The sequence below is a fragment of the Klebsiella sp. 10 genome, from assembly GCF_018223925.1.
Lineage (GTDB): Bacteria > Pseudomonadota > Gammaproteobacteria > Enterobacterales > Enterobacteriaceae > Klebsiella > Klebsiella pneumoniae.
On record NZ_JAGRRB010000010.1, the window covers coordinates 1 to 21151 of the forward strand.

Consider the following 21151-nt stretch of genomic DNA (forward strand, 5'->3'; position numbering starts at 1 on the left):
ATCCAACTTTATGGGGTCAGTCCACTGCGCTTGCCGGGCCTACAAATAGCCGCATAACGGTTTGATATTGCACTCTTTCGTAGGCCGGGTAAGGCGAAAGCCGCCACCCGGCAGACATGCGAGTACAATTTTGCGTTTACCTTACCCTCACCCCAGATACTCAATCACCGATAGCCCGCCGTTGTAATCGGTGCTGTAGATAATGCCCTGCGCATCGACAAACACGTCACAGGACTGGATCACCCGCGGGCGGCCGGGACGGGTATCCATCATTCTCTCAGGCGCAGCCGGCACCAGCGCCCCGGTCTCCAGCGGGCGATACGGGTTGGAAATATCGTAAGCCCGCACGCCGGCATTCTGATACGTGGCAAAAATCAGCGTTGAGCTGACAAAGCTCCCCGGCCGGTTCTCATGCAGGTTGTGCGGACCGAAATGCGCCCCTTTCGCCACATAATCCGCTTCGTCCGGCGGCGGGAAGGTGGCGATGCTCACCGGGTTGGTTGGCTCGCGGATATCAAACAGCCAGATCAGCTTCTCGCCGTCCTCCTGGTTGTCGAGCACCGCTTCGTCAAGCACCACCAGCAGATCGCGATCCGACAGCGGCAGCGCGGTATGCGTTCCGCCGCCGAACGGCGGGCTCCAGTTGCGATGACTAATCAGCCTCGGCTGGGTACGGTCTTTGACATCCAGCAGCGTCAGGCCGCCGTCGCGCCAGCTGCCGTAGGCGGTATCCCCGGCAATAATGGCGTGATGCAGCGCATAGCGTTTGCCCTGCGGCCAGTCCGGTGTTTCACCGCCCGCCTGGTGCATCCCCGGTAGCCACCAGCGCCCGGCCACTTTGGGCTTACGCGGATCGGCCAGATCGATGGTCAGGAAGATGTAGTCGGTAAAACCGTCGATCAGCGCAGACACATACGCCCAGCGCCCGCCGACGTACCAGATGCGGTGAATACCGATGCCGTTAAGCGACAGGAAACTGATTTCCCGCGGCTGCGCGGGAGTGGAAATATCAAAGATGCGCAGCCCGGCGCTCCATCCCTTGTCCTGCACATCGCTGACCGTGTCACCCACCGAGCGGGTGTAGTACACCTTCTCATCAGCAAAACGGGCGTCAGCAAACAGATCCCGGGCGTTGATCACCAGCAGCAGATCGTCATGCGCCTGGAGATGCACGTTCCAGGTGCCCGGCGGCGCGGCAATATAGTTGACGGTGGTGGGCCGGGTCGGATCGCGAACATCGACCACGGAAAAACCCTGCGACACCATATGGCCGATATAGGCGAATCCGCGGTGCACCATCAGCTGCACGCCGTCCGGACGACCGCCCTGATCGCTATGGCCAATCAGCCGCATATTGCGGCTGTATTCGGGGGAAGGTAATGCTGACATAGGGGATCCCTCTCGCCCGGTGGCATGGTTTTCCCCCTCTCCCTGCGGAGAGGGCCGGGGTGAGGGCACCAGGCCGCCACCCACCGCCACCCGGCTTGATTTTATTTGTTCTTCGCTTCCAGCGTCGAGAACCACGGCGCGATAAAGTCTTCGGTCTGGCCCCAGCCAGGGATAATTTTCCCCAGCGACGCCACGTTTACCGCTCCCGGCTGGGCCGCCAGCAGCGCCTGGGGAATCGCTGCCGCCTTGAAGTCGTAGGTGGCTGGCGTCGGCTCGCCGGCGATCTTGTTGGCGATCAGCCGCACGTTGGTCGCGCCGATAAGCTTCGGATCCACCGCCACGCTCACCTTCCACGGGCTGCCGGCCTCGCGCATCAGCTGCAAATCCTGGTTGGAAATATCAATGCTGTAGAGTTTGATCTCGGTGCGGCCATTCTCTTTCAGCGCTTTATAAGCTCCCTGGCTAAAGGCATCCCAAGTGCCCCAGATCGCGTCAATTTTCCCTTTCGGATACTTGGTGAGGATCGCCCCCACCTTGTTGGCAGTGTCGCCCTGCACATCGGATGACACGGCGCCGATCGACTCCAGCTCTTTAATCCCCGGGTTTTGCTTCAGCAGCGTCTGGTAAGCCGCCTGACGGCGCTCCATCGGCGGGAAGCCCGCCACCCACAGCTTGACGATATTGGCCTTACCGTTGAAGTCTTTCACCAGCTGGCCAAAGGAGAGCTCGGTCAGTGAGGCGTCATCCTGCTGGCTGACCGTCACCCCGGGGATCTCACCGCTTACCGCGGTATCGAACACCGCCACTTTGATCCCGGCGTCCACCGCCTTCTTCACCAGGGCGGTGGAATACGGGTCACGCCCCTGGGAGAGAATAATGCCATCGTATTTCTGGCTGATGGCCTGGTTGACGAAGTCCTGGAATTTGGCGTCATCGCCGTTGCTCAGGAAGGTGCTGATTTTGAAACCGAGCTTTTTGCCTTCCTGCAGCGCCCCGGCGACAAACTGGGTGGTGTTATCGTCAGACCCGAGGTTGCGGATCACGGCAATGCGGATCGGGCCGTTGTGTTCGGCAATCGCCGCCGGCACCGGCGTCGGGGCGGTGGCCAGCGCCGCCGTCGACTGCAGCAGACCCAGCGTCATCAGAGAGAGTGCGATCTTTTTCATGCGGTTTACCCTGTAAAATGTTAAGTACGGCGCTGAAAATAGGTCAGTGCCAGCGCGCCAGCCAGCACCAACCCTTTAATAATGTCCATCGCGTAATACGGCACCGAGAGCATCACCAGCCCGTTGGAGAGCACGCCGAGGATCACCGCCCCCACCAGCGTCCCCAGGGCGTTCGGTTTACCGGAGCCCGCCAGCGAAAAGCCGATCCAGGCCGCCGCCACCGCGTCCATCAGATAGCCGCCGCCGGCGTTGACCTGCGAAGAGCCGATGCGCGAGGCCAGCAGAATGCCGCCCAGCCCGGCCAGCAGCGAGGCAATCACGTATGCTGCGACTTTGTAACGCGTGATCCGCAGGCCGGAGAGCCGCGCCGCCTCCGGGTTGCCGCCGATGGCGTACATCCGCCGTCCGTGGGTAGTGAACGACAGCGCCAGCTGGGCGATCAGCGTCACCACCAGCATGATAATGACGATGGTCGGCACCTGCCCCAGCGCGCCAAAGGCCGCCGGGATAGTCCCCTCCGCCATCTCGCCGCTCGGCAGAACCATGTTTTCGGTAATCGACCCACCGTAGCTGTAGGTCATTGCCACGCCCTGAATCACAAACAGGCTGGCCAGGGTGGCGAGCATGTCAGGAATGCGCAGCACCACGATCAGAAAGGCGTTAAACAGCCCCACCAGGGTGCAGAGCGCGAGGGTTATCAGAATCGCTTCGGTGGTCCCCAGGCCATGCCAGACAAACAGGGAAATCACCAGCGCGTTAGCCAGCGATGCCGTCGATCCGACGGACAGATCGAAGCCGCCGATGGTGAGGGAAATCGACACCCCAATGGCAATCACCGTGACAATCGCGATCGAGCGCAGAATGTTGATGATGTTGAACGGGTCAAGGAAGTTGTCCGAGGCGAGGCCAAAGACCGCCACCAGCAGCACCACGGTCAGCAACATGCCCCACTTATAGAGAAAATCAAAAAATCGCTGACGGCCCGATACCGTCGCGTTTACTGCCAGGGCCTTGCTCACGCTGCCGCTCCTCCGGTTGAATAATAAAGCAGTGTCTCTTCCCGGGCTTCCGCGCCGGGGATCTCCGCTACGATCCGTCCGTCCCACAGTACGCAGATGCGGTCGCATAAACCGACCAGCTCGGCGAATTCACCCGAGGCATAAATCACCCCTTTGCCTTCCCGCGCCAGACCATCGATCAGCATGAACAGATCGGTTTTCGCTTTCACATCGACCCCTTTGGTCGGTTCGTCAAAAATCAAAACGTTGGCATCACCGCGCAGCCATTTGCCAATGGCCACCTTCTGCTGGTTGCCGCCAGAAAGACGGCGCAGCGTCTGACCGGGACCGGTAGCGCGCACGCCGAGGCGGGCAATCACCTCCTCCGCCCAGCGCCAGGCCTGCCGATGGCCAAACAGGCTCCAGCGCGAAAAGCTGTTATCGGCGCTGACCGCCAGGTTCATCGCGATCGGCTCTTCAATGAAAATGCCCTCTTTGCGTCGCTCCTCCGGGACCAGCGCCAGGCCGCGCCCCACCGAGTCGGCCGGATCGCGCGGTCGCCACGGCTGGCCGTTCAGCTCGCCACGCTGCACCCGGCTTTTGCTGGCGCCGAACAGCGCTTTGCACAGCTCGGTTTTGCCCGCGCCGGCCAGCCCGGCGATACCAAGAATTTCCCCCTTCCGCAGGCGCAGCGAAATATCCTGCAGCAACGCCTCATCATGCAGACCGTCAACCTGCAGCAGCACCTCTTCGCCGTGCGGCGGGCGCGGCGGCGGGAAGATATCGCTCAGCTCGTGGCCCAGCATCTTTTCGACGATCTGTTCGCCGCTCAGCGGCGCCATCGGGCCGCTCTCAATCAGCCGCCCGTCGCGCAGCACCGTCAGGGTGTCGCAGATCGCCTTCAGCTCATGGATACGATGCGAAATAAACACCATCCCGATCCCCTGATGCTGCAGACGGCGTACTACCGCAAACAGACGCTCACTTTCATGCTGATCCAACGGCGCGGTGGGTTCATCGAGGATCAAAAAGCGGCAATGGTGTGACAGGGCGCGGGCCAACAGGATTTGCTGTTTTTCGGCGAGCGTGCAGCTGTCAATGGAGCGCCGGACGTCCAGCGCCACATCCAGCTGCGCCAGCGCCTCGCGCGCCAGCTGCCGAACCCGCGACCAGCGGAAGGTCATGCCCGGCTCCGCCAGCCTGTCCAGCATAATGTTTTCGGCAATGCTCAGGCCCGGCACCAGCGCCACGTCCACCTCCTGCTGCACCAGGTGGATCCCCAGCTGTTTAGCATCCCGCGGCGAACGAATGGTGACCGGCAGGTCGTTGATCGTCACTTCGCCCTCATAGTGGGCGTGGGTGCCGCACAGCACGGCCATCAGCGTCGACTTACCCGCGCCGTTGGCCCCGGTCAGGGCATGCACCGACCCGCCATGGAGGGTAAAGTCCACCTTGTTCAGCGCCTGAAAGCCGGAGAAGGCCAGGCTAATGTTATGCATCTCAAGGCGATTCGCGCTCATCACTGCTCCCGTGCGGCAATTAATCTTCTGATTTAACGAATTTTTCATAGCCGCCGCTGGCTGACAACTGCGTAAAAAGCATAAGATACAACGAAATAATATTAGCCATCTGGATGTCCAGACATAACATCAGGTTAGCCCAACACCCATAAGGACAGCTTCCATGAGCAACAGCGATATCCGCGTCGTGCCCGGCCCGGCCAACTATTTCTCCCATCCTGGCAGCCTTGAGCGGCTGAGCGATTTTTTTAACGCCGACCAGCTCTCGCGAGCGGTGTGGGTCTATGGCGAGCGCGCTCTGGCCGGCGCCGAACCTTTTCTGCCGGCGGCCTTCCACCTGCCGGAGGCGAAAAAGATCCGCTTTACCGGCCACTGCAGCGAACGCGACGTGGCGGGGCTGGTGCAGGCCTCCGGTGACGATCGGGCGGTAGTGATTGGCGTCGGCGGCGGCACGCTGCTCGACAGCGCGAAAGTGCTGGCCCGCCGCCTGGGGGTACCGCTGGTGGCCATCCCGACTATCGCCGCCACCTGCGCGGCGTGGACGCCGCTGTCGGTGTGGTATAGCGACGCCGGACAGGCCCTGAATTTTGAGATCTTCGATGACGCCAACTTCCTGGTGCTGGTCGAACCGCGCATCATTCTCAACGCCCCGGCGGAGTACCTGCTGGCGGGCATTGGCGACACCTTAGCCAAATGGTATGAGGCCGTGGTGCTGGCGCCGCAGCCGGAGGCGCTGCCGCTCACCGTGCGGCTGGGGATTAACGGCGCGCAGGCGATCCGCGATGTGCTGCTGGCCAGCAGCGAAACGGCGCTGGCGGACCAGCGCCGCGGCGATCTGACCCAGGCGTTTCGCGATGTGGTGGAGGCGATTATCGCCGGCGGCGGGATGGTTGGCGGGCTGGGGGAACGTTACACCCGGGTCGCCGCCGCCCATGCGGTGCACAACGGACTGACGGTGCTGCCGCAGACGGATAAATTCCTCCACGGTACCAAAGTGGCCTACGGCATTCTGGTACAGAGCGCCCTGCTTGGTCAGGACGATGTGCTGGCGCAGTTAGTGCAGGCGTATCAGCACTTTAACCTGCCGACCACCCTGGCGGCGCTGGAAGTCGATATCAATAACCGCGCAGAGCTGGACCGGGTCATTGCCCATACCCTGCGCCCGGGCGAGTCGATTCACTATTTACCGGTGACGTTAACCCCTGAGGTTCTGCGCGCGGCGTTTGAGAAGGTGGAATACTTCAGCCGTTAATCACCCCGACCGTCTATACCTAATGATGATGCTCACCACTCTCGCAACGAGGTCATCATGCAGATCGATTTAACAGGTAAGAAGGCGCTGGTTACCGGCGCCAGCCGTGGGTTGGGTCGCGCCATCGCGCTGTCGCTGGCGCGCGCCGGCGCCGATGTGGTTATTACGTATGAAAAATCGGCCGATAAAGCCCAGGCGGTCGCCGATGAAATAAAGGCCCTGGGTCGGTACGGCGAAGCGGTACAGGCCGACAGCGCCAGCGCGCAGGCGATCCAGGAGGCGGTAACCCATGCGGCCCGGTCCCTCGGCGGGCTGGACATTCTGGTCAACAACGCCGGAATAGCCCGCGGCGGTCCACTGGAATCCATGACGCTGGCGGACATTGACGCGCTTATCAACGTCAATATCCGTGGGGTGGTCATCGCCACCCAGGAAGCGTTGGTGCATATGGCCGATGGCGGACGAATCATCAACATCGGCAGCTGTCTGGCTAACCGCGTGGCCATGCCGGGCATCGCGGTTTACGCCATGACCAAGTCCGCCCTCAACGCCCTGACCCGTGGCCTGGCGCGTGATTTAGGCCCTCGCGGGATCACCGTTAACCTTGTCCATCCAGGGCCGACCAACAGCGATATGAACCCGGAAGACGGAGAACAGGCGGAAGCCCAGCGCCAGATGATTGCGGTCGGCCACTACGGCCAGCCGGAAGACATCGCCGCGGCGGTCACCTTCCTCGCCAGCCCGGCCGCCGGGCAGATCTCCGGTACGGGGCTGGACGTGGATGGCGGATTGAACGCCTGATCGCACATTTTCTGCAAGCCTCTGTCGCCCGGCAGAGGCCTTTCCGCGCCGCCTCGACGGGTTGCGTTTTGCCTCTTACCTGCGTTTTTTCTCCGCTCTACAGTACCCCATAAGAAATTCGGAATTTATCTAATAGTCTTATTATTTCCTTATATTTTGTGTGGGCGTACAGTGGAGGTACGGATGAAAATTGTCTGGTCAAAAACGGCAGATAAGCAATTTTCTAAAATCGATACTCGGTATAAGAGCCGCATTAAATCCAGGCTGGAGAAGATGGATGATAAAGCTTCACCTATCTCGGATATCAAAAAATTGTCCTCTCCCGAAAACCACTACCGGCTGCGATTAGGTGATTACAGAGTCATCTACACCTTTGGGGATCCGCCGGGCGATACCTGCTACGTCGTGGCGGTTAAACGCCGAACCACCACCTACCTTCATGAGGAACATACCGAATATGACTATTCAGTACATCAAGGATGAAGAAGGAAAAGACCAGTATGTCGTCATTCCTTACAGCGATTACTTTCGTATGCGCCTGGCTCTGCTGGAGTACGACGACGAGGATGAAAGCGACTGGGAAGATATTCCTTATGAATCAGATATCTATGATGACGTCATGCTGCCGGGCGAAGTATGCGACGTGATGCATAAAGAAAACGTCAGCCTGCAGGCCGCGTGGCGCATCCTGCGCGGGATGTCCCAGCAGGAGGTAGCCGAAAAGCTTGGCATCAGCCAGTCCGCGGTGTCACAACTGGAAGCGCTGGACTCCCGTCCGCAGAAGCGCACCCACGAGAAGCTGGCGGCGATTTACGGCTGTACTCAGGAGCAGATCAGCCTCTATCTGCCGAAAGAGGGTTAACAGCACTTCGCCCCGCCCTTGCCGCCGTAGCGCGCGTCCTGGCGTTCGCGAAAGAACTCTTCATAGGTCATCGGCGTCTGATCCGGGTGGGTTATTCGCATGTGCTCGACGTAGTTATCGTAATCCGGCACGCCGATCATCATCTTTGCCGCCTGGCCCAGGTACTTACCTGCTTTGGAAAGGGTGTCAAACATAAGTCATTTCTCTTTTGTATCCCTCACCCCGAGCCTCTCCCAAAGGGAGAGGGAGGATCGGAAATGTAGGCCGGGTAAGGCGAAGCCGCCACCCGGCACACCGGTTAATGCGCCCCTTTCGCCTGGGTCTCAATCGCGTCCAGGTTTTCAGGCATTGGCTCATACGGCGTCTCTTTCGCCGTCGGTTTATCCTCTTTCAGCGCCGCCAGCGCGGTTTTAATCGAGAACAGCGCCAGCACCACCACCACAATCATAAAGAAGATGGTCAGCCCGGCATCGAGACGGTTGTTAAACACCAGCTGCGCCAGCTGTGATTCGGTATATTGCGGCGGAATGTTGCCGCTGTCGATCATCGCCTGGAATTTATTAGCGATCGCCAGGAAACCGACTTTGGTGTCCGGGCTAAACGACTTCTGCCAGCCGGCAGTCAACGTACAGATCAGCAGCCAGCTGGTCGGCAGCAGCGCCACCCACGCGTAGCGCTGGCGTTTCATCTTGAACAGGACCACCGCGCAGAGCATCAGCGCCATCCCCGCCAGCATCTGGTTGGCAATACCGAACAGCGGCCATAGGGTGTTAATCCCGCCCAGCGGATCGACCACCCCCTGATGCAGGAAGTAGCCCCACGCCAGCACGCACAGCGCGGTCGCCAGCAGGTTGGCCGGTAGCGAGCTGGTTTTTTTCAGCCCCGGGCTAATCACGCCCAGCAGATCCTGCAGCATAAAGCGCGCCGCGCGGGTGCCGGCGTCAACCGCCGTCAGGATAAACAGCGCCTCAAACAGAATGGCGAAGTGGTACCAGAACGAGACATCCATCAGTCCGCCCAGCGAGCCGTGCAGGATGTAGGCCATCCCCACCGCCAGCGTTGGCGCGCCGCCGGCGCGGGAGATAATCGACTGTTCGCCGACCTCGCTGGCGATTTGATGCAGCGTATCAGGCGTAATGCTAAAGCCCCAGCCGCTCACCACCTGCGCTGCCGAGGCGACGACATCGGTGGTACCCGCCGGCGCCAGCACCGCCATCGGGCTGTTCATCGCGAAGTAGACGCCCGGATCGATAATACAGGCCGCCACCAGCGCCATAATAGCGACGAAGGATTCCATCAACATGCCGCCGTAGCCGATAAAGCAGGCCTGGCTTTCGTTGGCCAACATTTTCGGCGTGGTGCCGGAGGAGATCAGCGCATGGAAGCCGGAGACCGCGCCGCAGGCGATGGTGATAAACAGGAACGGGAACAGGTTGCCGGTCCATACCGGGCCGGTACCATCGACGAACTTGGTCAGCGCCGGCATCGTCAGGGTCGGGCGCATAATCAGGATGCCAATCGCCAGCCCCACGATGGTGCCGATTTTCAGGAAGGTGGAGAGGTAGTCGCGCGGGGCCAGCAGCAGCCAGACCGGCAGTACCGCAGCCACAAATCCGTAGCCCACCAGGATCCAGGTCAGCTGTACGCCGGTGTAATCAAACCACGGCGCCCAGGTCGGGCTTTCCGCCACCCAGCCGCCGGAGATGATGGCGAACACCAGCATCACCAGGCCTATCACCGACACCTCGCCGATGCGTCCCGGACGCAGATAGCGGATGTAGATGCCCATAAAGATCGCCAGCGGAATGGTAAAGGCGACGGTGTATGTCCCCCACGGACTGTGGGTCAGCGCTTTCACCACAATCATCGCCAGGACCGCGAGGATGATCACCATGATCATAAAGCAGGCCACCAGCGCCAGGACGCCAGCGGTCGGTCCCATCTCCTCTTTAACCAGTTCGCCAAGCGAACGGCCATCGCGGCGGGTCGAAACAAACAGCACCATAAAGTCCTGTACCGCCCCAGCCAGCACCACGCCGGCGAGGATCCAGATCATCCCCGGCAGGTAGCCCATCTGCGCGGCGAGCACCGGGCCCACCAGCGGCCCCGCGCCGGCAATGGCGGCAAAATGGTGACCGAACAGCACTTTTTTGTCGGTTGGAACGTAGTCGAGGCCATCGTTATGCCGCACCGCGGGCGTCATCCGCGTCGGGTCAACGCCAAGCACGGTTTTAGCGATATACAGGCCGTAGAAACGATACGCGATCAAATAAACGCAGACCGCGGCGACGACAATCCACAGCGCGTTTATCTGCTCACCCCGGTTTAAAGCGATATAGCCGAGGGCGAAGGCTCCGATGACGGAGAGCAGCGCCCAGATAAGGTATTTCCCTGAATTATTCATTGTTGTGGTCCACCGGTAGGGTAATCAGGATGTTACATTTTGTTTCTAGATCACAACGCAGAATTTAACAACACCGAAACATCGCAGATGCCGTACACCCACAGAGATTTGTCTCACATTGCTAGCGAGATCACTTAAGGCAGGAAAATGAATGAAAGGGTTACCGTGAACGGTGCCGTTTTTTTTGTCGGGTGGCGGCTAACGCCTTACCCGACCTACAGATCCGTAGTCCTGCTAAGCGCAATGCGAGCAGGGAAACTCCCGGATGGCGGCGCGCTGCGCCTTATCCGGGCTACCCCATTGCGCCGATACGTAGCCCGGCTAAGCGTAGCGCAAGCCGGGGAAACAGCGGCTTCTTAGCCCAGCACCGCGGTGCCCAGACGACAGGTGCAACAGCGCCGCCCCTTCTCGTCATACACCACAATCTCCCAGCTCTGGCTCTGGCGACCAAGATGCAGCGGACGGCACTCGCCGCGCACTTTCCCGCTGGAGACGGCCCGGTGATGGCTGGCGTTAAGCTCAGTCCCGACGACGCACTGCCCTTCTTCGGTCATCAGCCAACCGGCCATCGAGCCCAGCGTCTCCGCCAGCGCCGCGGAAGCGCCGCCGTGCAGCAGGCCAAACGGCTGATGCGTGCGCGCATCCACCGGCATCTCCGCCTCCAGCAGCCCCTCTTCCAGTCGGGTGTAGATGATGCCAAGATGCGCCACCATGGTATTTTCGCTGCTGGCGTTCAGCGCCGCCAGCGTAAGCTCTCGCTTCCAGGCCATTTACGCCCCCAGCGTCGAGCCGCCATCAACCACGATATCCTGCAGGGTGATATGGCTGGCGTGAGAAGAGGCGAGGAACAGAATGGTATTGGCGATCTCCTGCGGGCGGGCGATTTTACCCAGCGGGATGCCGAGCTTAAACTGCTCGCCGAAGCCGCGGATCCGCTGCTGCTCTGCATCGTCGCTGACCCACAGGGTGCGCTGCATATCGGTATCGGTGGAGCCCGGCGACACCAGATTACAGCGCACCCCGCAGCCCGCCAGCTCAAGCCCGACGGTCAGCGCCAGGCTTTTCAGCGCCGCCTTCGAGGCGCCATAGGCGCTCATGCCGATGCGCGGCGTGTGCGCGGCATCGGAGGCGACGGTGACGATCGCCCCGCCCCGCTGGCGACGGAACTGGGCCATCGTCTGCTGAAACAGATTAAACGCGCCGCCGACGTTGACCGCGAAGGTCTGCTGCCAGTCTTCCGCGCTCAGCTGGTCGGTAGCGCCCATGCGCAGGATCCCGGCGGCGTTCACCAGCACATCTAAACGCTCGGTGTTCGCCAACAGCCGGCTGCATGCCTCGCGTACCTGGTCGGCATCGGCGACGTCCAGCGTTTCGGTGGTAAACGGGTAGCTTTCGCCGTCAAAGGCGAGGTCGAACCCGGTGACGTTGGCCCCGGCCTCGACGAAAGCCAGCGCGGTGGCATAGCCAATCCCTTTACCTGCGCCGGTCACCCACACGGTCTGGCCGTGAAAATCCAGCGCCGCCATTATTGCACCTCGCGGGTGAGCAGCGCCCACCAGGCGTCGATGGTCGGGTTTTTCGCCAGCATCACGAAGTCGATATCGCCGTGCACTTTGCGCCAGCGGGCGGCCAGGGCCATCATCCGCACCGAATCCAGACCGTAGTCGATCAGGTTTTCATCATCCAGCGGTTCATCGGATTCGTCGAGCAGCGGCAGGATCAGCGCGCGCAGCGCCGCTTTGGAGGCTGGGAGCGGTAGCAGCTCTTCGGTCATCACCACGCGGCCGGAGCGGCCAGCGACGTATTTCAGCGCCATCAGGTGCTCTTCACGGCTGAAATCTGCCAGCGCGTCGGCGACAAAGAACGGTTTGATATCGCGCATGAAAGCATCGGTGGCGGTGGTCATGCAGCCGATATGGGCGTAAACGCCGGTGATTATCAGCTGGTCGCGACCGGTCTCTTTCAGCATCTCCTCCAGCGGCGAGCGATGAAACGCGCTGTAGCGCCATTTCACCAGCACGGTATCGTCTTCATCCGGCGCCAGCGCGGCAATCACCTGCTGCTGCTCCGGCGAGCGGGTCAGACCCGGCCCCCACATATCATTCAGCAGGGCGCGGTCTTCATCGCTCTGCTCTTTCGGCTGGGCGGTGTAGTACACCGGAATGCCGTTCTGTTTGCAGAAGTCGCGCAGGGCGGCGATATTAGCCACCACTTTCTCCATCATCGCGCTGTTTTCGCCCCAGAAGTTGAGGAAATATTCCTGCATATCGTGGATCAGCAGCGCGGCGCGCGACGGCTCAAAGGCCCAGTTGACCTTGTTCGCCGGGATATCGCTGGCTTCCGGCAGCGCATATGCCTGTAATTTAGGGATTGCCATTCTCTGTTCTCCTTCAGCCCAGCTTGCCTTCGGCCAGCCACTGACGTAATTGTTTTTTATCGACTTTGCCCACCGGCGTCAGCGGCAGCGCGGCAACGCACTCCACGCGGTCCGGCAGTTTAAATTCCGCCACCCCCTGCTCGCGCAGGAAGCGGCGCACGGCGACGGCGCGCAGCGGCGAGGTCACCACCAGATAAGCGCAGCTTTTCTCGCCCAGCAGATTGTCTTCGATGCTGACCAGCGCGGCGTGGATCACCGCCTCATGGCGCAGCAGCAGGTTTTCGATCTCTTCAGCGGCGATCTTCTCGCCGCCGCGGTTGATCTGATCTTTTTCCCGGCCCTGGACGGTGATATACCCATCTTCGTCGATCGAAATCAGATCGCCGGAGCAATAAAACCCCTCGGCGTCAAAGGCTTCCGCGTTATGCTGCGGGCTGTTGTAGTAGCCGCGGAAAGTGTACGGCCCGCGGGTCATCAGGCGGCCCACTTCGCCGCGCGGCAGCGGGTTGCCGTCGGCATCCGCTACCCACACTTCATCGTCCGGGCACATCGGACAGCCCTGGGTATTGATGATCCGCTCCGGGCTATCGTTAAGGCGGGTGTAATTCACCAGCCCCTCCGCCATGCCGAACACCTGCTGCAGCTGGCAGCCGATTTCCGCCGGAATGCGCGCGGCGAGGGTCGCTGACAGGCGCGCGCCGCCGACCTGCAGCAGCTGCAGCGATTGCAGCTGGGCGTTGCTGCCCCATTCGTGAATCGCCTGCAGCCACAGGCTGACCGCCGGCGGCACCAGCGACGCGACGTTAATCTGATGTTTTTCGATCAGCGGGAAACAGAGCGTGGCGCTCGGGTCAGCGGCGAGGATCACCCGCCCGCCGGCGAGGAAGACGCCGAGCGAACCCGGGGAACTCATCGCATAGTTATGCGCCGCCGGCAGCGCGTTGAGGTAGCGCGTTTCAGCGTTAATCCCGCAGATCTCGTTGCTGCGGCGGATGCTGTAGTCGTAATCGTTATGGGTGCGAGGGATAAGCTTCGGCGTCCCGGTGCTGCCGCCGGAGAGCTGGAAAAAGGCCACTTCGTCGGCAGGGGTTGGATTGGCGATAAAGTTATCCGCCGGGCGGTTAATCTCCGTCGCCAGATCGCGCTCGCCGCCGTCGTTACGCAACAGTGCGACGCGCAGGGAAGGATGTTCCGCGATAAACGCGTGGAGAAAGCTATCGTCAGCAAACAGAGCGTGCTCGCGATCGGCAATCAGCAGCGCCGGTTTAATCTGCGCGGCGTAGGCGTTAAGTTCGCTGCGCTGGTGGTTGAACAAAGCGTTCACTGGCGCGACGCCGATGCGCAGCAGCGCAAAGAAGGTCATGTAAAACTCGGCGACATTGCCCAGCTGCACCAGCGCGGTCTCCCCGCGCTTCAGTCCCTGGCGCTGCAGCGAGCAGGCGAGGTTGTCCACCAGCTGGTTAAACTGGCGGTAGCTAATCTGCCGCTCGCCATCGATAATCGCCACGGCGTCATTGTCCGCGTGACGGGTGATCAGATTGGTTAACGGCAGATCCTGCCAGTAGCCTTTTTGACGATAGCGGGCCGCAAACTCTTCCGGCCAACGGGTAAATGCAATCATCCTTGCCTCTTAGTTCAAGCCAAATACGTTAAGCATGGTGGTCAGTTTGACGCCGGTTTCGCGCCATTCGCCCAGCGGCGAGGAGGCCGGAACAATGCCCGCGCCGGCAAACAGGCGCAGCGTACGCTGCTGCAGACGCGCGCAGCGGATAGTCACCACCCACTCGCCGTTGCCTTCGTCATCGCACCAGCCGACGATGCCGCCGAACAGCTGGCGATCGAAGGGTTCCAGTTCAGCAATCAGGCGCTTCGCCGCCTGATGCGGGAAACCGCTCAGCGCCGGCGTCGGGTGCAGCAGACAGGCCAGCGACATGGCGTTTTCTTCCGCCAGCGCGGTGCCTGCGATCGGCGTCGCCAGATGCCAGAGCGTCGGGGTGGTAATCAGCTGCGGCGACTCCGGTAGCGACAGCTGACTGCTGCGCGGGCCCAGCACGCTCTTCATCGCCTGGGTCACCAGCTCGTGCTCGTGGCGATCTTTGCCGGAGGCCAACAGCCTGTTGCCTGCTTCCCGGTCCAGCACATCGTCCGGCTGGCGACGGGCGGAGCCGGCCAGCGGCAGAGAGCTGAAGTGCTGTCCTTCTTTACGCAGCAGCAGCTCCGGGCTGGCGCCCAGCAGCACGCCGCCGTCGGAGAGCGGCACGTGGAAGTTAAAGCTGGCGGGGTTCTGGGCGATCAGTCGCTCCATCAGCGCGCCGCTGTCGACGCGGTCGCGGGTGGTAATATCGATAAGCCTTGATAGCACCACTTTGTCGACTTCCGGGGTGGCGGTCAGCGCGGCGGCGCGTTCCACCATGGCTAAAAACGCGTCCTGCTCCGGGATCTCCCGACGCTCCACCACCTCCATCGCCTCCAGCGGCGCGGCATAGCGGGCGGAACGCTGCTTTTCCGGGCGAGAGAACGCTTCCCAGCGCTCGGGGATATAGAGCTCGGAAGGCTGACAGGTGTCGAACGGGATAGCCCCGACCATCACCGGCTTGCGGATCCCCGCCGCCCGGGCCTCGGCAAAGGCGGCCGCCATCTGCTGCTGGAACTCGCCGTTCAGCGCATCGCCGCCAACGGCGGGCTGTGAGAAGCGACGGAAGCAGCCTGAAGTGGTAAAACTGCGGTACGGCGACATAAAGAAGAAGCTGTCCGGCGACAGGGTCCGGGTCGGTTTCTTTACATCCTCAGCCAGTGACGTTTCCATATCATCCTCCAAAAACGATAAAGATATTAAGAATAATTATCATTTATATTTTGGTTGGCTAACCTAAAAGGTATTGCCCGCCATGTCAACCGCGTTACGTCATGGCGCCGCCACTTTGGCTTGCATCCTGTTGACACAAAGTTGAAAATGAGACGCATTTATCACCTTTCAAATCAGGATGCGATGACGTGAACTTCTTTTCTTTCTGCCGCCGCGGTGCGCTGACCGGCATGCTGTTGCTTTTAGGAATTACCTCAGCCCAGGCGGCGGACTGGCCGCGCCAGGTCACCGACAGCTACGGGACGCATACCCTGCCGAGTCAGCCGCTGCGCATTGTCTCCACCAGCGTGACGCTTACCGGTTCGCTGCTGGCGATTGACGCTCCGGTGGTCGCCAGCGGCGCGACCACGCCGAACAACCGCGTCGCCGATAGCCAGGGCTTTCTGCGCCAGTGGAGCGAGGTTGCCAAAGCCCGCAAGCTGGCGCGGCTGTACATCGGCGAACCAAGCGCCGAAGCGGTGGCCGCCCAGATGCCGGATCTGATCCTGGTGAGCGCGACCGGTGGCGACTCCGCCCTGCCGCTGTACGATCAGCTTAAAACCATCGCCCCGACGCTGGTCATCAACTATGACGATAAAAGCTGGCAAACCCTGCTCACCCAGCTGGGGCAGATCACCGGTCATGAACAACAGGCCAGCGCGCGCATTGCCGACTTCAATAAACAGCTCGTTTCGTTAAAAGAAAAAATGAAACTGCCGCCGCAGCCGGTGACCGCCCTGGTCTATACCGCCGCCGCGCACAGCGCCAATATCTGGACGCCGGAATCGGCTCAGGGGCAGATGCTCGAACAGCTGGGCTTTAGCCTGGCGACGCTGCCGGGCGGCCTGCCCGCCAGCCATAGCCAGGGTAAACGCCACGATATCGTGCAGCTGGGCGGGGAGAACCTCGCGGCCGGTCTGAACGGCCAGAGTCTGTTCCTGTTCGCCGGCGACCAGAAAGATGCGGATGCCATCTACGCCAACCCGCTGCTGGCGCATCTCCCGGCGGTCGCAGGCAAACGCGTCTACCCGCTGGGCACCGAGACCTTCCGCCTTGACTACTACAGCGCTCTGCTGGTGCTCCAGCGTCTCTCCAGCCTGTTCGGCTAACGCGGGCTGCGCCATCAGGCCGGGCACTCGGCCTGCACACCTTGCCGGGCGGCGCTGCGCTTGCCCGGCCTACTGAGCTTGCACCGGCCTGCCGTACCCCAGGCCCGGTAAGGCGCAGCCGCCACCGGGCATCAGGCCGGGGCACGCAACCTGAACTCTTTGCCGGGCGGCGCTGCGCTTGCCCGGCCTACTGAGCTTGCACCGGCCTGCCGTACCCCAGGCCCGGTAAGGCGCAGCCGCCACCGGGCAAGCGCACCCTACTTAACTTTCGTTGACAATTTCCGGGCGCTGGAAACGGCGCAGCTCGCGTAGCAGCCCAACCAGCAGCACACCGACAAGCGCCAGCGCCCAGCCGCTGGCGCTGGCGGATGCCGCCGGCGTCATCACCGCCCCTAAGCCGCCGAGCAGCGCCGCGCCGATGGCGTCGCCGGTGACGTTTTGCGCGGTCCACAGACCGTTAATCCGCCCGAGCATATGTTCCGGCGTCTGGGTCTGGATCAGGGTGTACTGCAGCAGCGAGCTAATAGCGCTCAGCCAGCCAAACAGCGCCAGGCACAGCGCGCCCAACGCCCAGTGCGGCATCAGGCTGAACAGCGCAATGGCGACAAACGATCCCACCGTGGTCGCCAGCATCAGCGCGCCCGGCCGCACCGTCTGGGCCAGCTGGCCGCTGGTCAACGCCCCCAGCGCCGCACCGAGCGGAATAGCGGCGTACAACAGGCCAATCTGTCCGGCCGACATCTGCCAGCTACCGGCCAGCGCCGGATAGAGCACCCGCACCGCGCTGGCCATGGTCAGCAGACCGCCAAGCAGCGCAATCCCGCCGATAAGCGGGCTCCGGCAGAGGAAGGTCAGCCCCGCCAGCAGGGAGCGCAGCGGATGCTCGCGCGGCTGCGGAGGCGGCGGCAGCTGCGGCAGACGCAGCAGGGTTAAGGTGGTGATAAAGGTCCCCGCCGCCGCCAGGCCGAAGTTCCACGCCACGCCGCCGGTGGCCAGCAGCAGGCCGCCGATCATCGGCGAAATCACCGAGCCAAGGCGCACCGTCAACATGGTGATGGCCCCGGCCTGCATCAGGTTTTCCCGCCCCACCAGCGCCGGGGTCGCCGCCAGCAGCGCGGTCACCCCCAGCGAGGCGAAGAACCCATCCCAGATCCCCAGCAGATAAATCGCCGCCAGCGACGGCTCCGGCAGCAGGGCGTTCAGACACAGGCCGACAAAACCCACGCCGCAGGTGCCGCGCGCCAGCAGGATCAGGCGTTTACGTTCATAGCGGTCAGCCAGCACGCCCCCCACCATCAGACCAACAAACATCGACGCCCCGGTCAGCGTCACCGACAGCCCGACCTGCCAGGTCGAATGGGTCATCATCTGGATCTGCACCGGGATGGCCACGCCCAGCAGGCCAAGCGACAGAATAGAGATAAAGCGAGCGATAAAAACGGCGCGAAACGCCGGGTGAGTTTTCAGCAGGCTGAGATTGAGCAGCCAGGATTGTCGGTTCATTACAGCGCCTTGTCGTTATTTTTAATACCCTTTTTACTGTGGGTCATGCTACCATAGCTGAATAAAATCGATAACGATAATTACTATCATTATCATATCAGGGATGTCAGTTATGTCGTTTTCTACGACCGCGGTACGCTCTGTCGCCGTGCCCGGATTGTTGCTATTACTCGCCTTAGCCGCCGCGCTTAGCCTGACCATCGGCGCCAAATCGTTGCCGATCGGCACGGTATTCACCGCCTTCAGCGGAACCTGTCAAAGCGCTGATTGCACTATCGTGCTGGACGCGCGCCTGCCGCGCACTCTGGCCGGTCTGCTGGCCGGCGTCGCCCTCGGCCTCGCCGGCGCGCTGATGCAAACGCTCACCCGCAACCCGTTGGCCGACCCCGGCCTGCTGGGGGTCAACTCCGGCGCCAGCTTCGCCATCGTCCTCGGCGCGGCGCTGTTCGGGATCACTTCCCCGCAGGAGCAGCTGCTGCTGGCGTTCTGCGGCGCGCTCTGCGCCTCGCTGCTGGTAGCCTTTACCGGCAGCCAGGGCGGCGGTCAGCTGAGCCCGGTGCGCCTCACTCTCGCCGGGGTCGCCCTTGCGGCGGTACTCGAGGGGCTGTCCAACGGCATCGCCCTGCTCAACCCGGACGTCTACGATCAGCTACGCTTCTGGCAGGCCGGTTCGCTGGATATCCGCACCCTGCAAACGCTGAAAATTGTCCTGCTGCCGGTAGTCGTGGCGGGGATCGCCGCTCTGCTGCTGAGCCGGGCGCTGAACAGCCTGAGCCTGGGCAACGATACCGCCACCGCCCTCGGCAGCCGCGTCGCCCGCACCCAGCTGATCGGCCTGATCGTCATCACCGTCCTGTGCGGCAGCGCCACCGCCGTCGTCGGCCCCATCGCCTTTATCGGCCTGATGATGCCGCATATGGCGCGCTGGCTGGTGGGGGCCGATCATCGCTGGTCGCTGCCGGTCACCCTGCTCGCCACCCCGGCCCTGCTGCTGTTTGCCGACGTGATTGGCCGCCTGCTGGTGCCCGGCGAACTGCGGGTATCGGTGGTGAGCGCCTTTCTCGGCGCGCCGGTGCTGATCTGGCTGGTGCGCCGCCAGCCGCGGGGAGGTGGCCTGTGATTGCCCCGTCCCGCCGCCTGATAGCCAGCTGTCTGCTGCTAATGGCCGCCAGCCTGCTGATTTCCCTGCTCGGGCTGGCGCAAGGCCCGGTGCCCCTGACGATTGACCAGGTGTTCTCGGCGCTGTTCGGCGATGCGCCGCGCAACGTCGCGATGGTGGTGAACGAATGGCGGCTGCCGCGGGTGTTAATGGCGCTGCTCATTGGCGCCGCGCTCGGCGTCAGCGGCGCCATTTTCCAGTCGCTGACCCGTAACCCGCTCGGCAGCCCGGACGTGATGGGCTTTAACACCGGCGCCTGGAGCGGCGTGCTGGTGGCGATGGTCCTCTTCGGCCAGAACCTGACGGCGATCGCCCTGGCGGCGATGGCCGGCGGGGTGCTGACCTCGCTGGTGGTCTGGCTGCTGGCCTGGCGCAACGGGATCGAGACCTTCCGCCTGATCATTATCGGCATCGGCGTGCGCGCCATGCTGGTGGCATTCAACACCTGGCTGCTGCTGCGCGCCTCGCTGGAGACCGCCCTTTCTGCGGGCCTGTGGAACGCCGGATCGCTTAATGGCCTGACGTGGGGTAAAACCTGGCCGTCGGCGCCGCTGATCCTGTTGATGCTGGTGGGCAGCGCCCTGCTGGTTCGCCGGATGCGGCTGCTGGAGATGGGCGACGATACCGCCTGCGCGCTGGGGGTGCAGGTCGAGCGTTCGCGCCTGCTGCTGATGCTGGTGGCGGTGGTGCTCACCGCCGCCTCGACGGCGCTGGCCGGGCCGATCTCATTTATCGCGCTGGTGGCGCCGCATATCGCCCGCCGCCTGAGCGGCACGGCCCGCTGGGGACTGACCCAGTCGGCCCTGTGCGGCGCGCTGCTGCTGGCGCTGGCCGATTACGGCGCCCAACGGCTGTTTATGCCGTGGCAGCTGCCGGTTGGCGTGTTAACCGTCAGCCTCGGCGGTATTTACCTTATTGCATTGTTGATTCAGGAGTCCCGCAAAAAATGAGTGCTGTCCCCTCCCGTTTGCGCGGCGAGCAGTTAACCCTGGCCTACGGGAACAAGACCATCGCCGAGTCGCTGAACGTGACCATCCCTGACGGTCACTTCACCGCCATTATCGGCCCCAACGGCTGCGGCAAGTCGACGCTATTGCGCACCCTCAGTCGCCTGATGACGCCGGCCAGCGGCCACGTCTGGCTCGACGGCGCGCAGATCCAGCAGTACGCCAGTAAAGAGGTTGCCCGCCGCATCGGGCTGCTGGCGCAGAATGCCACCACCCCTGGCGATATCACGGTGCAGGAGCTGGTGGCCCGCGGGCGCTATCCGCACCAGCCGCTGTTTACCCGCTGGCGCAAAGAAGATGAAGAGGCGGTGAACAAGGCGATGCGGGCGACCGGGATCAGCGATCTGGCGCTGCAGAGCGTCGACACGCTTTCCGGCGGCCAGCGGCAGCGGGCGTGGATTGCGATGGTGCTGGCCCAGGAAACGGCGATTATGCTGCTGGATGAGCCGACCACCTGGCTGGACATCAGCCATCAGATCGACCTGCTGGAACTGTTGAGTGAGCTGAATCGCGAGAAGGGCTATACCCTGGCGGCGGTGCTGCACGATCTTAACCAGGCCTGCCGCTACGCCACCCACCTGATCGCCCTGCGCGACGGCAGGATCGTCGCCGAGGGGGCGCCGAAGGAGATCGTCACCGCCGATCTGATTGAACGGATTTACGGTCTGCGCTGCACGATCATTGAAGATCCGGTGGCGCATACGCCGCTGGTGGTCCCGCTGGGCCGCCGGTAATCTCCTCTTTCCCCGGCTTGCGCTA

The 21151-nt window shown here is 62.3% G+C and carries 20 protein-coding genes; 8 read left to right on the forward strand and 12 right to left on the reverse strand.

Annotation, left to right across the window (positions count from 1 at the left end; all coding sequences use genetic code 11):
* Nucleotides 1-147: 147 nt before the first annotated feature.
* From KHQ26_RS11750 to KHQ26_RS11765, 4 genes are all read right to left on the reverse strand, one after another.
* On the reverse strand, nucleotides 148-1389 hold the full coding sequence (locus KHQ26_RS11750; protein ID WP_004176902.1) for an LVIVD repeat-containing protein: 1242 nt from the start codon (nucleotides 1387-1389) through the stop codon (nucleotides 148-150).
* A gap of 101 nt (nucleotides 1390-1490) precedes the next feature.
* A complete protein-coding gene (locus tag KHQ26_RS11755; RefSeq protein WP_004176904.1) occupies nucleotides 1491-2555 on the reverse strand; it encodes a sugar ABC transporter substrate-binding protein in 1065 nt (354 codons plus the stop codon).
* A 20-nt stretch (nucleotides 2556-2575) separates the two neighbouring features.
* On the reverse strand, nucleotides 2576-3574 hold the full coding sequence (locus KHQ26_RS11760) for an ABC transporter permease (RefSeq protein ID WP_004176906.1): 999 nt from the start codon (nucleotides 3572-3574) through the stop codon (nucleotides 2576-2578).
* Nucleotides 3571-5073 (reverse strand): sugar ABC transporter ATP-binding protein, encoded by a 1503-nt coding sequence (locus KHQ26_RS11765; protein ID WP_211777889.1) that lies wholly within the window; start codon nucleotides 5071-5073, stop codon nucleotides 3571-3573. The genes KHQ26_RS11760 and KHQ26_RS11765 overlap by 4 nt, the downstream gene beginning before the upstream one ends.
* A 163-nt stretch (nucleotides 5074-5236) precedes the next feature.
* Here KHQ26_RS11765 and KHQ26_RS11770 point away from each other — a divergent pair, with 163 nt between their 5' ends.
* The 4 genes from KHQ26_RS11770 to KHQ26_RS11785 all read left to right on the forward strand — a co-directional run bounded on the left by KHQ26_RS11770 (nucleotide 5237) and on the right by KHQ26_RS11785 (nucleotide 7988).
* Complete coding sequence (locus tag KHQ26_RS11770) at nucleotides 5237-6325, forward strand: oxidoreductase (protein WP_004176908.1); 1089 nt, start codon at nucleotides 5237-5239, stop codon at nucleotides 6323-6325.
* Between the two features lie 57 nt (nucleotides 6326-6382).
* On the forward strand, nucleotides 6383-7126 hold the full coding sequence (locus tag KHQ26_RS11775; protein WP_004176909.1) for an SDR family NAD(P)-dependent oxidoreductase: 744 nt from the start codon (nucleotides 6383-6385) through the stop codon (nucleotides 7124-7126).
* Nucleotides 7127-7309: 183 nt separating this feature from the next.
* The gene (locus KHQ26_RS11780) at nucleotides 7310-7609 is read left to right on the forward strand and encodes a type II toxin-antitoxin system RelE family toxin (RefSeq protein WP_004176910.1); all 300 of its coding nucleotides are present in this window, start codon (nucleotides 7310-7312) and stop codon (nucleotides 7607-7609) included.
* Nucleotides 7584-7988 carry a helix-turn-helix domain-containing protein gene (locus tag KHQ26_RS11785; protein WP_049125096.1) on the forward strand — a complete coding sequence of 135 codons (405 nt, stop codon included), beginning with the start codon at nucleotides 7584-7586 and terminating at the stop codon, nucleotides 7986-7988. Before KHQ26_RS11780 ends, KHQ26_RS11785 begins: the two co-directional genes overlap by 26 nt.
* Here the strand turns inward: KHQ26_RS11785 and KHQ26_RS11790 are convergent.
* The 7 genes from KHQ26_RS11790 to entC form a co-directional block, all read right to left on the reverse strand.
* The gene (locus tag KHQ26_RS11790; protein ID WP_002893903.1) at nucleotides 7985-8182 is read right to left on the reverse strand and encodes a YbdD/YjiX family protein; all 198 of its coding nucleotides are present in this window, start codon (nucleotides 8180-8182) and stop codon (nucleotides 7985-7987) included. The two genes, KHQ26_RS11785 and KHQ26_RS11790, sit on opposite strands and share 4 nt — an antisense overlap.
* Before the next feature lie 104 nt (nucleotides 8183-8286).
* Nucleotides 8287-10392, reverse strand: coding sequence for a pyruvate/proton symporter CstA (gene cstA, locus KHQ26_RS11795; RefSeq protein WP_002893896.1), 2106 nt, complete (start codon nucleotides 10390-10392; stop codon nucleotides 8287-8289).
* A 356-nt stretch (nucleotides 10393-10748) separates the two neighbouring features.
* Entirely contained in the window at nucleotides 10749-11162 is a 414-nt protein-coding gene (gene entH, locus KHQ26_RS11800) for a proofreading thioesterase EntH (RefSeq protein WP_002893892.1), read from the reverse strand.
* On the reverse strand, nucleotides 11163-11909 hold the full coding sequence (entA, locus tag KHQ26_RS11805; protein WP_029497307.1) for a 2,3-dihydro-2,3-dihydroxybenzoate dehydrogenase EntA: 747 nt from the start codon (nucleotides 11907-11909) through the stop codon (nucleotides 11163-11165).
* 8 nt (nucleotides 11910-11917) lie between these two features.
* On the reverse strand, nucleotides 11918-12769 hold the full coding sequence (gene entB, locus KHQ26_RS11810; protein WP_004210873.1) for an enterobactin biosynthesis bifunctional isochorismatase/aryl carrier protein EntB: 852 nt from the start codon (nucleotides 12767-12769) through the stop codon (nucleotides 11918-11920).
* Nucleotides 12770-12782: 13 nt separating this feature from the next.
* On the reverse strand, nucleotides 12783-14390 hold the full coding sequence (entE, locus tag KHQ26_RS11815) for a (2,3-dihydroxybenzoyl)adenylate synthase EntE (RefSeq protein ID WP_012068426.1): 1608 nt from the start codon (nucleotides 14388-14390) through the stop codon (nucleotides 12783-12785).
* A 9-nt stretch (nucleotides 14391-14399) separates the two neighbouring features.
* The gene (gene entC / locus KHQ26_RS11820) at nucleotides 14400-15575 is read right to left on the reverse strand and encodes an isochorismate synthase EntC (RefSeq protein ID WP_004176916.1); all 1176 of its coding nucleotides are present in this window, start codon (nucleotides 15573-15575) and stop codon (nucleotides 14400-14402) included.
* A 188-nt stretch (nucleotides 15576-15763) separates the two neighbouring features.
* On the opposite strand from entC, the gene fepB reads away from it, so the two are divergent.
* Nucleotides 15764-16723 carry a Fe2+-enterobactin ABC transporter substrate-binding protein gene (gene fepB, locus KHQ26_RS11825; protein ID WP_004147526.1) on the forward strand — a complete coding sequence of 320 codons (960 nt, stop codon included), beginning with the start codon at nucleotides 15764-15766 and terminating at the stop codon, nucleotides 16721-16723.
* A 261-nt stretch (nucleotides 16724-16984) separates the two neighbouring features.
* Here fepB and entS read toward each other — a convergent pair whose 3' ends face one another.
* On the reverse strand, nucleotides 16985-18226 hold the full coding sequence (gene entS, locus KHQ26_RS11830) for an enterobactin transporter EntS (RefSeq protein ID WP_004147525.1): 1242 nt from the start codon (nucleotides 18224-18226) through the stop codon (nucleotides 16985-16987).
* A gap of 112 nt (nucleotides 18227-18338) precedes the next feature.
* Here entS and fepD point away from each other — a divergent pair, with 112 nt between their 5' ends.
* From fepD to fepC, 3 genes are read left to right on the forward strand one after another with little or no spacing between them, the layout of a single operon-like run.
* Complete coding sequence (gene fepD / locus KHQ26_RS11835) at nucleotides 18339-19346, forward strand: Fe(3+)-siderophore ABC transporter permease (protein ID WP_004176917.1); 1008 nt, start codon at nucleotides 18339-18341, stop codon at nucleotides 19344-19346.
* Nucleotides 19343-20335, forward strand: coding sequence for an iron-enterobactin ABC transporter permease (fepG, locus tag KHQ26_RS11840; protein ID WP_004147521.1), 993 nt, complete (start codon nucleotides 19343-19345; stop codon nucleotides 20333-20335). Before fepD ends, fepG begins: the two co-directional genes overlap by 4 nt.
* On the forward strand, nucleotides 20332-21126 hold the full coding sequence (fepC, locus tag KHQ26_RS11845; RefSeq protein WP_002893737.1) for an iron-enterobactin ABC transporter ATP-binding protein: 795 nt from the start codon (nucleotides 20332-20334) through the stop codon (nucleotides 21124-21126). Before fepG ends, fepC begins: the two co-directional genes overlap by 4 nt.
* Nucleotides 21127-21151 lie beyond the last annotated feature (25 nt).